Source organism: Streptomyces griseus subsp. griseus (genome assembly GCF_000720255.1).
GTDB classification, from domain to species: Bacteria; Actinomycetota; Actinomycetes; order Streptomycetales; family Streptomycetaceae; genus Streptomyces; species Streptomyces griseus_I.
Genome location: NZ_JOJE01000001.1, coordinates 682,618 through 695,984, shown reverse-complemented (window position 1 = coordinate 695,984; position 13,367 = coordinate 682,618). Strand labels below are relative to the sequence as shown.

General features: G+C 71.4%; 11 protein-coding genes and 1 pseudogene. 6 read left to right on the top strand and 6 right to left on the bottom strand.

Annotated elements, in window-relative coordinates; genetic code table 11:
• Positions 1-363: 363 nt before the first annotated feature.
• Both IG99_RS03195 and IG99_RS44765 read left to right on the top strand, forming a co-directional pair.
• On the top strand, positions 364-1,035 hold the full coding sequence (locus tag IG99_RS03195; RefSeq protein ID WP_037669389.1) for a hypothetical protein: 672 nt from the start codon (positions 364-366) through the stop codon (positions 1,033-1,035).
• Between the two features lie 5 nt (positions 1,036-1,040).
• Complete coding sequence (locus IG99_RS44765) at positions 1,041-1,700, top strand: hypothetical protein (RefSeq protein WP_063768286.1); 660 nt, start codon at positions 1,041-1,043, stop codon at positions 1,698-1,700.
• Between the two features lie 32 nt (positions 1,701-1,732).
• Here IG99_RS44765 and IG99_RS03185 read toward each other — a convergent pair whose 3' ends face one another.
• Positions 1,733-2,185, bottom strand: a complete 453-nt coding sequence (locus tag IG99_RS03185; protein ID WP_037669388.1) for a DnaJ family domain-containing protein — start codon at positions 2,183-2,185, stop codon at positions 1,733-1,735.
• A 124-nt stretch (positions 2,186-2,309) separates the two neighbouring features.
• Here IG99_RS03185 and IG99_RS03180 point away from each other — a divergent pair, with 124 nt between their 5' ends.
• Positions 2,310-2,705: an FHA domain-containing protein gene (locus IG99_RS03180; protein WP_037669387.1), complete on the top strand. Its 396-nt coding sequence runs from the start codon at positions 2,310-2,312 to the stop codon at positions 2,703-2,705.
• A gap of 21 nt (positions 2,706-2,726) precedes the next feature.
• Here the strand turns inward: IG99_RS03180 and IG99_RS03175 are convergent, their stop codons facing one another.
• Complete coding sequence (locus IG99_RS03175) at positions 2,727-3,398, bottom strand: O-methyltransferase (RefSeq protein ID WP_037669386.1); 672 nt, start codon at positions 3,396-3,398, stop codon at positions 2,727-2,729.
• Between the two features lie 270 nt (positions 3,399-3,668).
• Here IG99_RS03175 and IG99_RS03170 point away from each other — a divergent pair, with 270 nt between their 5' ends.
• Both IG99_RS03170 and IG99_RS44985 read left to right on the top strand, forming a co-directional pair.
• Positions 3,669-5,729, top strand: a complete 2,061-nt coding sequence (locus IG99_RS03170) for a bifunctional glycosyltransferase 87/phosphatase PAP2 family protein (protein WP_037669383.1) — start codon at positions 3,669-3,671, stop codon at positions 5,727-5,729.
• Between the two features lie 104 nt (positions 5,730-5,833).
• Positions 5,834-6,076: pseudogene (locus IG99_RS44985) on the top strand (zinc ribbon domain-containing protein); the annotation flags it as partial.
• Positions 6,077-6,094: 18 nt separating this feature from the next.
• Here the strand turns inward: IG99_RS44985 and IG99_RS03165 are convergent.
• The 3 genes from IG99_RS03165 to IG99_RS03155 all read right to left on the bottom strand — a co-directional run bounded on the left by IG99_RS03165 (position 6,095) and on the right by IG99_RS03155 (position 12,430).
• On the bottom strand, positions 6,095-10,288 hold the full coding sequence (locus IG99_RS03165) for a caspase family protein (RefSeq protein WP_051864863.1): 4,194 nt from the start codon (positions 10,286-10,288) through the stop codon (positions 6,095-6,097).
• Complete coding sequence (locus tag IG99_RS03160) at positions 10,285-11,127, bottom strand: hypothetical protein (RefSeq protein WP_199815444.1); 843 nt, start codon at positions 11,125-11,127, stop codon at positions 10,285-10,287. Before IG99_RS03160 ends, IG99_RS03165 begins: the two co-directional genes overlap by 4 nt.
• Before the next feature lie 112 nt (positions 11,128-11,239).
• Entirely contained in the window at positions 11,240-12,430 is a 1,191-nt protein-coding gene (locus IG99_RS03155; protein WP_037669658.1) for an MFS transporter, read from the bottom strand.
• 100 nt (positions 12,431-12,530) lie between these two features.
• On the opposite strand from IG99_RS03155, the gene IG99_RS03150 reads away from it, so the two are divergent.
• A complete protein-coding gene (locus tag IG99_RS03150; RefSeq protein ID WP_158973116.1) occupies positions 12,531-12,914 on the top strand; it encodes a hypothetical protein in 384 nt (127 codons plus the stop codon).
• 36 nt (positions 12,915-12,950) lie between these two features.
• Here the strand turns inward: IG99_RS03150 and IG99_RS03145 are convergent, their stop codons facing one another.
• Positions 12,951-13,346: a DUF6234 family protein gene (locus IG99_RS03145; protein ID WP_234311736.1), complete on the bottom strand. Its 396-nt coding sequence runs from the start codon at positions 13,344-13,346 to the stop codon at positions 12,951-12,953.
• Between the last annotated feature and the right edge of the window lie 21 nt (positions 13,347-13,367).

The following is a 13,367-nucleotide window of genomic DNA, read 5'->3' as shown; positions in this document are numbered from 1 at the left end:
TGCGCAACCGGTTATGCGTGACCTCGGGCAAGTCCGCCACCTGAGTCTTCGTCCACTCGGTGTGCTGGTCGCCGAGTTCGTCGAAGAGCCGCCGACCACCGCAGGCCGGGACCGGTCGGCGAGCAGCTCGTCGTCGGGGCCGCCCTCCCCGCCCTCCATCCCCTGCATCCGATGCCCAGTGGGTGCTCGCGGCCCGGCTGCGGCCCGGCGATGCCCTGACTCGGTCCGGCGGACGGCGGATCGACACGCCCGTCACAGGAAACTCCGGCCGCCGTAGGTGGCTTGGCTCCGCCGTTTGGGCGGTGCCTTCCGGGCAACCCGAACGACAAGTCGGCCCACTGGGCCATACACCGGAAGGCAACCATGTCCACAGGCGTGATCATCGCTCTGATCGTGATCGTGGCGGCCGTCGTCGCAGTGGCGGCCGCCCTGGCTCTGCGGGGCCGAGGAGCGCGGGGCGGAGGAAGCCTGAAGCGGCGCTTCGGGCCCGAGTACGACCGTGCCGTGGCCAGGCACGACGGAGACACCAAGGCCGCCGAGCGGGAGCTCGGCGCACTCGTGGAGCGGCACGGCGGACTGCGCGAGCGGCCGCTGGAGCCGGCGGAGCGGGAACGCTTCGAGGCCCGCTGGACGGCCGTTCAGGAGCGCTTCGTCGACTCGCCGCGGGAGGCGGTGGCCGAGGCGGAGCAGCTGCTCTCCGAGCTGGCCGGAGCCCGGGGCTTCCCCGACGGCGGGCGGTACGAGGAGCAGGTCGCCGCGCTCTCCGTCCACCACGGGCACCACGTGCACGGCTACCGGCGCGTGCACAGCGTCGTACGCGGCCGCGCGGGCAGTGAGCAGGACGGCCGGACGCCGGGCACGGAGGAACTGCGCGAGGCGCTGGTCGAGGCGCGTGACCTGTTCGAGGACCTGATGGGCCCGGTGCGCCGCGACGCCGGCCGCCACCGCGCGACCGACGACCACCGCGGCAAGGCCCGTGTCGGCAGCCGCGGTCACCTGCCGTCGTTCCACAGTCACCAGACGAGGGAGGGGTGAACGACATGGCCGATGTGACACCCGACGAGAACAGGCGCCGCGACCCGGAGCCGGGCCCGAAGGGCATCCGGGGCGAGCGCACGGGCGAGGGCCTCGACGAGCGGAGGATCCCGGGCACCGGCACGGAGCCGCACCGGACCAAGGGCGCGAGCACGCCCGGCGGCCTCGGCGCCGGGGCGGAGGACATCCCCGCCCGAGGCACACGCGGCACCGCGTCACAGGGCACCGTGCCCGACACCGGAACCGCAGGAATCCCCGAGGAGCACGAGCACGGCACGCCCCTCGGCGGTAGGCCGGTGAGCGGCGGTGCGGTCGGCCGGAAGACGACCACCTCGACCGGGACCCCCTCCGTCGCGCCGCACGCCGACGAAGAGGCCCGGCTGCTCTCGCACGACGAGGCCGACAAGCTCGCCCTCCAGCTGCATCACGCCGTGGCCGGGTTCGTCGACGGGCCCCGGGCCGCCGTGGAGGAGGCCGACCACGTCCTCGAGGAGGTCGCCGCACGCTTCACGGAGGCCGTGACGCGCCGCCGCCGCACCCTGCGCGGGGCCTGGCAGTCCGCGGAGGCCGGCGAGGACAAGCCCGTCACCTCCACCGACACCGAGCAACTGCGCCTGGCCTTGCGGGACTACCGCGAGCTGGCGGAACGCCTCCTACGCGTCTGACGCATCACGCATCACGCATCACGCATCTGGCATCACGCATCAGTCTGCGTGTCCGACGCGTCCACCGCATCCGACGCGTCCGCCGCCGTCCGGAGCTCCCGCCACTGCCGTACGACGTCCTCGACGTCGTACGGCTTCTTGCCCAGCGGGGGGCCGGGCGGCGGTTTGAACATCATCTCGCGGATCTTGACGTTGACGTCGGTGATCAGCTTCCGCACGATCCGCTCCGAGGGCGCCACGAGCGCCGCGGCCAGCGTGTCCTCGGCCTCCTTGCGCAGCGCGAGCGCGGGCGGCAGGACGGAAAGACCCTCGCGGGCCATCTTGCGCTTGATCCACCACAGGTCGTCGTACGACGTGTCCGTGCCGGGCGGCAACGGCTTGCCCGCTCCGACCAGTCGGTCGAACTCGCCACGCACCTGCGCGTCTCGGATCTGCTTGTCGACCCAGGACTCGAACGGTACGCCCGGTGGCTTTCGCTCGGTCATGACTCCATTGTGCCGGACGCGGCGGCACCGGGCGATTTATCATGCGGCGGCGGTCCTCAACCCGGCCGCTCGCACGCACAGTTCAGCAGGCCACTGCGGCAGGCACACTTCAGAAGGAGCGCACGTGCTCGAACTCACCATGGCCACCGTGTCCGGGACGGACGCGGGCGCCACGGCCGGCATGCTCATGGCCGACGCGCCCAGCGATCCCGGCGCCGTGCTTCGGGTGGGCCGGGACAGATCCGTGTGCCGTCTCGCGACGCCCGACGACTGGCTGTTCGTCTCCCGGGTCCACCTGGAGTTCCTGTGCGGACCCGAGGGCGGCTGGCAGGTCACCTGGCTGCGCGGCTCGCAGCCCGACCCCTCCTCCGAGGTGCGGCTGGTGGTCGGGGAGTACGCGCAGACCATCGCGTACGGCGGGACCGTGCAGCTGCCGAAGGGCGGCGCCGGTGAGATCGTGATCGTGGACCGCACCGGGCCGCGCAGCGTCAACGTCGGCTTCTACCACGAGGCGCAGTAGGCCCGGGCAGGCCCGGTACGGCTACGCCAGCACCCGCGCCAACGCGAAACCGTCGTAGCCCTTGCCGCCGACCGTCTGGACGGCGGTGCCGCTGAGCCGGGGATGCGTGCCGATGAGCTCGATCGCGGCGCGGGTGCCCTGGATGTCGGGGGTGGAGCTGTCCACATCGGCGACGCGGCCGCCGCGGACGACGTTGTCGACGACGATCAGGCTGCCGGCGCTGGTGAGCCTCAGCGCCCACTCCACGTAGCGCGCGTTGTTGGCCTTGTCGGCGTCGATGAAGACCAGGTCGAAGGGGGGCGGGTTCTCGTCGGCGAGCTGGGGCAGCGAGTCCAGGGCCGCGCCGACGCGTACTTCGACGACCTTGTCGAGGCCCGCCCGGGCGATGTTGCGGATGGCGACCTCGGCGTTCTTCGGGTCGTACTCCAGGGAGATCAGGCGGCCGTCGGCGGGCAGCGCCCGGCCCAGCCAGATGGTGCTGTACCCCCCGAGCGTGCCGATCTCCAGGATGGTGCGGGCGCCCTGGATCTGGGCGAGCAGCTGGAGCAGCTTGCCCTGGTTCGCCGTGACGTTGATCTGCGGCAGGCCGGCCGCCTCGCTGTCCCGCAGTGCGGCACGGGTGACCTCGTCGTCCGGGGTGAGGTGGGCGGTGAAGTACGCGTCGACGGCGTCCCAGATCTGCGAGTCGCTCATGCGCTCTGCCTCTCCTAATATCTAGTTAGAAATGCTAACTAGTTCCGCCAACGAAGATGCTCCGGCGCAGGTTCCCCCACGAAGGTGCCTCCCGGGTACCCCGCACGGCGATTTCAGCCGATCGGCCCAGGGGGACGACCGGCGCCTCCTGTGCTCCCTCCGGAACCGGTTCCCGTGACCCTTCACGCTCCCCAGAGGCGACCAAGAAGCCCCCGGACTATCGTCTAGCCGACAAAAGGGACAAGGGCGTCAGGTGGAGGCCGACGAGGCGTGGCGAACGCGGAGCGCAGCGGGCGACCGACGAAAGCCCTGGGAGCGACGGCGGTCGGCGAGGCCAGGGCGCGCCTGCGCATGGCCCGCCTCGGACTGTGGCTGATCGCTGCCCTCCTCGCCGCACGACAGGTGGCCGTCGTCCTCAGCACCCCCCGCGGAGACCGACTCACCGACCTGGAGACCTGGGTCGGACCGGAAGGCGTCCTGCACGTGAAGGGGTCGCTCTACGACTCCACCCGCTTCACCGGTACCCCCTTCGGGGGACTTGTCCTCAAACCCCTCACTCGTTCGGCTGAACAAGCCCTCGGCTGGGGCTGGACCTTCGGCACCCTCCTCCTGGTCGTCGCCCTCGGCATGGTCGTCGCCCGTGCCCTGCCGCAACCCGTCAGCCGCCGCACCGCGCTGCTCGCCGCGCCCGTCGCGATCAGCCTGCTCATGCTGTCGCTGCCGGTGCGCAACACCCTCTGGCTCGGCCAGACCAGCATCATCCCGGTGCTCCTCGTCCTCCTCGGCTGCTTCGTCGTACGCGGGGAACGCACCAGCGGGGTGCTCATCGGCCTGGCCGCCGCCCTGCAGCCCACCGTGCTGCTGTTCACCCCGCTGCTGTGGTTCACCGGCCGTCACCGCGCCGCCACCGCCACGGGCGCCACCTTCGCCGCGTCCACGGCACTCGCCTGGGCGGCGATGCCGCACGACTCGTACACGTACTGGGTGCACCACATGGTCGGCGCCGGCCTCGGTGGAGAGGCCGACGACCTCGCCAACCAGTCCCTGCACGGCGCCCTGCTCCGGCTCGGCGTCACCGGCCCCCTGGAGATCGGCCTCTTCCTCACCCTCGGCGCCGCCGTCGCCTGCCTCGGCCTGCGCCGCGCCGTCCGCTACGCCCGCGGCGGTCAGCTGCTGCTCGCCGTGGCGATCACCGGCTGCGCCGCGATCGCCGTATCGCCGACGACCTGGCAGCACCAGCTGCTGTGGGTACTGCTCGCCGTCGTGGGCCGGGTCGGCAAACGGGCGTCCGACCGGTACGTGTGGCCGGTCGCCGTCGTCCTGGTGATGACGATCCCGGCGAAGATGATGCTGCCGAACATGACGCCCCTGTATCCCGTGCGCGACAACGCCGTCCTGCTCGCCGCCCTGGCCGCCGCCACCGTCGTCCCGTTCCTGTCCCGCACCTCGCCCTACTTCCGCGCCCCGATCCCCCCGCGCTACGCGCCCGCGGTTCCGACCCGCTTCAAACACATCCCCCTGCTGCCCTTCCTGCGCAGGGTCCTCACCCGCCCCAATCTCCTCCTGGAACTCCTCCTCATCCGCGTCACCTACGCCGCCTACTCCCAGGTGCGGCTCGCGGCGACCGGGGACAGCAACTCGAGCGGCCGGGGCCGGGCGGAGACGAACGGCCACCAGATCCTCGACACCGAACGCTTCCTGCACATCGACGTCGAGCACGCGATCAACCACGCCGTGGTCCAGGTCGGCCGGCTCCGCGACTTCTTCGACTTCTACTACGGGTCGTTCCACTTCGCCGTCCCCCTGACCGTCCTCGGCCTCCTCTACTGGCGCCGCCCGGTCCACTACCGCTGGGCCCGCTCCGCCCTCGGCTTCGCCACCCTCCTCGCCCTCGTCGGCTTCTGGCTCTACCCGCTGGCCCCGCCGCGCCTGATGCCGACGCTCGGGATCATCGACACGGTCCACGGCGTCCAGGACTTCGCCAAGCCGGACTACGGCACCCTGACCGCCCTCACCAACCAGTACGCGGCGATGCCGTCGCTGCACTTCGGCTGGTCCCTGTGGTGCGGGCTCGTCATCGCGGTCGTCGCGCCGAAGTGGTGGATGAAGGCGCTCGGCCTCCTGCACCCCTTCCTCACCGCCTGCGCGATCGTCGCCACCGGCAACCACTGGGTCCTCGACGCGGCCGGCGGCGCGGCCGTCGTCGTCGCCGGCTTCGGCCTCACGTACGCCCTCCAGGGCCCCCGCGCCCAGCTCGCCACGGCGACGGCGACGGCGGCCGAGGTCAGCAGTGAGCCTTCCGGGCCGAAGAAGGACCGTACTCCGAACTGATCCGGTACTCGCCGGGTTCGGTGACCGTGAGCCTCGTGAACTCGCCCTCCTCGCCGAGGCAACCGTTGTCGACCCGCAGCCAGGGTGAATACGCGACCCGCACCGAGGCTGCACGCACCCCGGCCGGAATCGCCCTGGGGGACCTGGGCGGCATCCGGCAGAGGGTACGGCTCCGCAAGCCCCAACGGGTCGCGTTCCACTCCTGGGCCTTCGCCCAGCTCGGCGGGTTCATCGCGTACAAGGCACGCCGCGCAGGCGCGCCCGTGGTTCACGTCGACCCCGCCCACACCTCGCAGACGTGCTGCGAGTGCGGGCACGTCGACAAGAAGAACCGGGTCGACCAGGCCCGGCCCTTCAGGACCGGGTCAAGTCGACTGCCTTCGGAAGACGGCGATGTCACTGCCGAAGGAGCAGGCGAGGAGACCGTCTGCACCGAGCGCCACGGCCCTGCAAGGACCCGGCAGGTGGATCACGTCGAGGGGGGTGCGGCTCTCCAGGTCCCAGATCCGCACCGTGTTGTCCGCCGAGCCGGTGAGGGCGACCTGACGGCCATCGAGTTCGGCCCACTGAACGGTCCAGACGGCTCTGGTGTGCCCGGTCAGAGGGTCGCCCAGGGGGTGGCATTCGCGCAGGTCCCAGAGCTGAATCGTCGCGTCGTCGGAGCAGGTCACCGCGATGGGACGGTCACCCGTCCGACCGAAGGTCATCTCGCTGGTGGTGGGACCGCGCGTGGTCGAGCCCATGATGCGTCCGGTGGCCAGGTCCTGGACGCGCAGAGTCTGTGTCGGAGTGCTGGACACGACGACCAGGCGATCGTCCAGGACACAGAAATTGCTCGAGTGCGAGGGATCCCACGCGAACCGGTGGACGCACTGGTCTGTCTCCAGGTCCCACACCTGAACCGAGCCGTCTCCCGCGCCCATCACCACCACTTGGCGGCCGTCCAGTTCGACGCAGGCGGTCAGCGTCCTGTAGTCGTCCTCCTCGTACAGGTGCACCGCCAGGGTCTGGCCCGTTGTGAGGTCCCACGTCCGGACGGTGCCGTTTCTGGACTGGGAGACGGCGACCGGACGGCCGTCCTTCACTGTGCACTTCACCAAGCCGTCGCCCCGTCCGGTCAGGGGCTCGTCCGTGTGCAGGCCCGTCGTCAGGTCCCACATCCGCACCGTGTCGTCCGCGGAGGCGCTGACGAGGATCGGTCGGCCGTTCACCACGGCACGGTCCAGGGCGAGGATCCGCTGGGTGTGTCCGATGACCGGGTGGCCGAACAGCTGACGGGGCGCCAGGTCCCAGACCCGCACGGTGTCATAGGCACTGGTGATGACGACCGGCTGTCCGGCCAGCTCGGCACACGCCACGGAGAGCAGGGGGAAAGCGTGACCTGTGAGGGAGGACCCCACTTGGCCGAGGGTTCCGAGGTCCCAGATCTTCGCCGTCTCGTCCTGAGAGCCCGTGACGGCGACCTGGCGGCCGTTCAGCACCGCACAGGTCACCGACGACACCCAGCCGTCGTGAGCCTCCGTCTCGGCCAGGAGCCGGAGGCCCCTGAGATCCCAGACAGCCAGCGTTCCGTCCCGCTCACCGCTGAGGGCGACGGGCCGACCGTCCAACTCGGCGCATGTCACGGTGAAGTACCAGGTGTGGTCATCGTCATTCAGTCGGCTCAGCCGTTGGCCGGTCGTCAGGTCCCACAGGCACAGCTCTCTCGTCGAGCCGGTGACCGCGACGGGTCGGCCGTCCACCGTGGTGCACGCCAGCGTGTTCACCGATCCCGCGCCTTCGATCGGGTGGCCCACGGCCTGCCCGGTCGTCAGGTCCCAGATCCGCAGGGTTTCGTCCCAGGAGCCGCTGACGGCGACCGGGCGGCCGTCCAGCTCGGTGCACGCCACCGCATGGACCGCGGCGGAGTGGCCACGCAGCGCCTCGCCGACCGCCCGCCCCGTGGTCAGGTCCCAGACGCGCACCGTGGTGTCCCGCGAGCACGTGACGGCGATCGGCCGGCCGTCCAGTTCCGTACACGCCAGTCCCTCCACCGAGGAGGTGTGGCCGGTCATGGGTCCGCCGACGGGCTGCCCGGTGGCCAGGTCCCACACCTGGACCGTGGTGTCCGCCGAACCGGTGACGGCGACCAGGCGGCCGTCCAGCTCGGTACAAGCGAGCCCCTGTACCAGCGCCGTATGCCCGGTGAGCGCGTTGCGCAGGTTGCTCGACAGCTGAACGCCGGTCGCCGCCACCGGTTTCCACGCCCGCTTCGACGCCCTGCCGTTCAGCGCCTCGACCAGCGACGGAATGTTGAACCGCGCGGCCCCCACCGCGAGGACCTGTCGGCGTGCGGCCGGGTCCAGGTGCCGGAGTACATGCAGGCAGGAGCGGAACACGGCGGCGTTGCGGCGGGCCTCGTCGGCCTCCGCCTCCAGCAGATGGGGTGCGAGCGTGTCGTAGTCCGCGTGGACCAGGTACTCGACGTCCGCCAGCAGGATGTCCAACAGGCCGGCGGCCGAGGCGTGGGTCGCCAGGTTGCGCAGGGCGTACGGGTGGGCGCGCGCCCAGTCGGGGGAGCCGTCGAGGGCGTACGGGACCGCCTTGCGCAAGGTGGTTGTGAACGCGCGGTGCGCCCTCGCCGCCTCCTGCCCGTCGCGGAGGTACTCCGCCATCGCCTCGTGATACAGCCGGTACACCGACCGGCCGTCCTCGATGGCCTCGACCACGTACGCACCGGCGTCCCGGCGCAGGTCGCGGATGTGCTCGTTGGAGTACTGGCGTCCCGACAATTCGGAGGCGAGCGGTGCCCAGACGTCCTCCCAGGGCAGGCCCTGCCCCTCGGCGTACGCCAGCGGGCGGAGCAGGTCGAAGATGCGTTGCGCGTCGTTGCCGAAACGCTGGTGCAGGTCGCGGTGCATGGCGTCCGCCGCCGCCTGCGGCAGCGACGCCCGCCAGACCGGGTCCCTGGGATCGGGCAGCTCCGGCGTCGCGGCCAGCGTGCCGGCCGTGATGCGGGCGACCAGGAACGAGCGTCCGGCCGCCGCGGCCACGGCCCGAGCGATGTCCAACCGCCGGTCGTCATCGCAGTCCATGTACGGCGAGTCGGGGTGGGCGTCGAGGAGGTTGCGGACGGTGTACGTCAGGACCGCCAGTGGGTCCGCGTAGTGCGGCGCGTCGAGGTCGATGTGGTCGCGGCGGTCCAGGCCCAGCGGGCCGAACAGGTGGGGGCGGGTGCCGAGGAGGAGCCGGAGGTGTGCTCCGGCCAGTTCCATCAGAGGGCGCAGCACCTGGCTGCACAGGGTGGAAGGGGTGACGGCCTCGTCCAGGCCGTCGATCAGGACGACATACGGCCGATCCGGCCGGGGACGGGCGTTGAGATGGTTGAGCAGATCGGCCGGCGCCTCCGTCGGCGGCAGCCGCAGCGCTGCGGCGACCGCCCGCACGATTTGCTGGTCGGTGAGGTTCTGGGCGTAGACCGCGGTACCGATCGCGCCCAGCGGCGGCAGTTGGCTGTCGCGCAGCCCCAGGCCCGCCAGCGGAACGGTGCGCCGGTACTCCGCGTCGCTCACCGCCGTCAGCAGGCCCAGCACGGCGGTCTTGCCGGAGCCCGGATCGCCGGTGACGACCAACGCGGGCCGGTCCTCGGGCAGGGAGCCCAGCCAGGCAGTGATGTATTTCAGGGCCCGGTGCCGCCCTGAGAACCACCAGCCCACACGGTTCTGGTCGCTGTGCCCCATCGCCCGCCGCAGCAACCGTGTCCGGAACTCCACGTCCCGCCGCTCGTCCTCCTTGTCCCATTCGGCGGCCCGTTGCAGCGCCATGTCGGTGTGGGAGAGCTGCGGGCTGTGTTTGGCGTTGGGCAGGAAGGGGGGTATCTCGCCGGTGAGGCCGATGATCTCCAGGCCGATGTGCTGGAAGTCGGGGCGTTTGGGGTTCGTGCGGGTGGCGTTGACGACCGCGTCCAACGCAAGCAGCTCGGGCGTGTATCCGGCCGTGGCGAGGCTGGTCACGGCCTCCGACAGCAGCTCGGGGAAGGCGCCGGTCTGGGCGAGTTCGTTCGGCTGCGCCGACGTGATCACCGCCAGGCCCGCGTCCTTCTCACGCCAGTCGTTCTTCAACTTCACCATGGACGAGAGGAGTTCGTTGCCCCCCTGTCCGGAGAAGCAGGTGTCCAGCATCAACAGCAGCCGTCGTACCTTCGTCCCGGCGAGGATCTTGCGGGCCAGGACGCTCGGCTGCAGTGCGTCGTACAGGTCCTCCGGATCGGTGTCCGAGGTGAGGAGGACGTAGTCCTCGTTGCCCAGCCGCTCACCGTGACCGGCGATGTACACGGCGACGATGTCGTCCGGACGCCGCTCGGGCGAGCGACAGAACTCTCGCAGTTCCCACAGCAGTTGGTGCTGCGTCGGGTTCGCGCCGAGGTCGGAGACGTGCTCGTAGCCGAGTTTGGCGGTGAACAGCTCCACCATCCTGCGGCGCGCCTCGACCAGGCCCGGACGGTCCCACTCCGGGGCGTTCGGGTAGTGACTGACGGCGGTCGCGATGAGGAAGCGGCGCGGGCCGGTGTCGGTACTCACGTCAGCCCCTCCGCCACCGCCTCGCCCGTCTCCTTCGCCGTGAGGTAGAGGGTGGCGTCGTGCGCGTGGGAGCCGTTGTGGACGACCTTTCCGGTCAACCGCGTGCCGAAGAAGAGGGAGAGGTCCTTCACCGCGGCCACCACGTCGCCCTCGTCGACGATGTTCGTCCAGCGCGGAGCGCCACCGTCGCGCCCCGGCCACGCTCCGGGCTCGGGCCGCAGCCGGTCGAAGACCATCCGCATGCCCAGCGGTGAGCCCAGGGTCACCAGGGCGCGGACCTGGTGGCCGGGCCGTGCGCACAGTGCCTCGTAGGCGACGACCGAGCCCAGCGAGTGGGCGACGACCACGCGGGTGTCCGGGCCGATCGCCTCCTCCACACGGCTGCGGGCCGCCTTCCGCAGGTCCCCGTCCGTCAGGTAGCGGCGGACCTGTTTCAGGTCGAAGACGAGGGCGCGCAACGACACGTCGGCGAAGAAGCGGGAGTGCTGGAGGACCCGGAGGGCCGTCTGTACGGCCCGCGGCGACCGGGCCAGCGTGTCCCCGCCCGGGGGCGGCACCGCCGGGTCCGTGCGGGCTGCCGCCTCCCACCACTCCAGCAGCAGTTCCCCCTCGAACTCGTCGACATCGTCCGCCGTGAACATGGGATCGCCGACGGCCAGGGTGTGGCCGGGGGGTCGGAACAGGTCGCCGTAGAAGGCGATGTGCAGGTCCTCGGGACCGAGTTGCGGGCCGTCCGCCAGACCGAGCCCATCAGCGAGCGCCGGCTGCCAGTCCTTCAGCAGCGTCTGGCTGCCCAGCCGTTGCTTGCCCACCCCGTGCACACCGACGATCCGCGCCACTACCCAGTCCCCCCGAGCCCCAGCAAGGTCCACTCGCTTCACTCTAGATGCGCGGAGGCGGGTCCCGCATTCGAACCGGACGCCCTCCTGGAGGCGGCAGGCGCGCGGGGGGTCACGTCCTCGCGGGTACCGGGCGGCGGAGCAGGTAGACGGCCGCGGTGGAGACCAGGACGGCCATGCAGGCGATGAAGACGAGGCCCGCGTCCTCCAGGCCGATCAGGTCGGACAGGACGCCCACGCCGATCACCGGGACCGAGATGCCGGTGTACGCCACCACGAACAGCGTCGAGATGACGGCCGCGCGCCGGTCCGCCGGGGACGCCCCGGCCACGGCGGAGAGCGCCGCGCGGAAGGACAGCCCCTGCCCTGCCCCGCCGACGATCGCGCTCAGTACCACCAGCGGGAGCAAGTCCCAGCGCAGGGCGCCTGCGAGCAGGGCCAGCCCGGCGAGGAGGGCGGCGCAGCCCAGGGGCAGTGAGCGGCCGACGCCGACCCGGCCGACGGCCAGTTGACCGGCGGTCGACGCGAAGAAGGCCAGCGCGACGACGAGTCCGCTCACGGCGTGGTTGTGCACGTCCAGGGACTCCGCGAGGAACGCCGGGCTGACCGACGTGAAGACCCCGAACAGGGCGAAGCCCACGAAGGAGGCGGTAGCCGCCGCTGTGAACACCGCCCGCACCTCTGTGGGCAGGCCGGGACGTTGCGGTCGTACGGTGTTCAGCGGCCGCCGCTCCCGTACGGTCTCCGGAAGCCGCAGCAGGACCGCGGCCGAGCAGGCCACCAGGGCGAGGTGCACGACGAACGGCAGGTACAGGGGCCAGGGAGCGTACTGGGCGAGCAGTCCGGCGAGCAGGGGACCGCAGCCCAGCCCGCCCATGTTGGCGGCGGTGGCGACCAACGTGGCCCGGGAGGTGCCGCCGGGCGGCGCCAGCTCCATCACGTACGCCGTGGCGGCCCCGGTGAACAGACCGGCGGACAGCCCCGACAGCAGACGGCCCGCGTACAGCCAGCCCAGCGACGTGGCACACAGGAAGCACACGGCACTCACGGCCGCGAACCCCAGACCCCACATCAGCACCGGGCGCCTGCCGACGGAGTCCGAGGCGCTGCCCGCGAGGAGCAGTACGCCGATGACCCCGAAGGCGTACACGGCGTACACGACGGTGACGGTCAGCTCGGAGAAGCCGAACTTCTCCTGGTAGAGGGGATAGAGGGGAGTGGGCAGCGTGGTACCGGCCATGCACACGACGAACACGGCCCCGCCGAGCAGACACGGCAGCCATCCGCGACGATCACTGTCCATGCGGCCGACGGTAATCCCGTACGCCACCCGGACCCGGCCCGGCACGCCCGACAGGACGGCTCCGTCGCGGGCGGGCGGTGGCAGCTGCCGGGCTGGGCGCATGCCGAGGAAGCGAGCGCCCGACAAGAGTTTCGCCGAGGTGATGGCCTCCCTGGAGCCTGGGGAGGCGTCCGATCCGGCCACCGGTCGGCTCTCACCTGCGAGCGCGGGAGAACTCGTCGACCCACAGGGCTGTCTGTGGACGAAGAGCAGGGGGCCGCTGGACGTTCGACTGGCCAGGCGGCTGGTGAGCGGCGCGGACGAGATGATCAGCGGTGAGAGTGCCGGGGAGGTGCCGCGGCCCGTGCCGACCGACGGGCGCGACGAGGCATGGGCTCTGATCAAGAAGGACGGGCTGGTCACACCCGAGTCGGGGAGGTACCAGGCGTACGACTTCCGCTCCGAGGATGGTCGTGTCCTGCTGTACGTGGAGGAGTTCTGCTGATGCCGTACTGACGCGGGGGAGGCGCGGGCGGCGGTCTCAGCAGCCCGCGCTGTAGTGGACGCATCCGGGCGGGGTGTGGCTGTGGTCCCACTCGTGCTGGGCGGCCGTCAGCGATCCGCCTACCAGGAGGGCCACCAGCACATGTGCGATCACCGTCCGGGGGGCACGGAAGATCGCCGCGAGAACCGCCAGGACGACGACGGCGATCAACAGCCCCCGTACCCGCCCCATGTGCGCGAGGTCGGCCGCGTCGATCCGTGCTTGGTCGCTCTGCGCTGCCCAGACCTCCAGGCCGTAGCCGTACACCCAGTCCAGCGCGAGCCACCCGACCTCCAGCACGAACAGCGAGATCGCGAGGGCGAGGTCCACGCCCGGGCGTGTTGGGTGCGACCAGGGACGCCGGCGTGCTGGAGCGGGAAGGGTGTCGGCCATGGTGAGAGGGTGCCGCAGCCG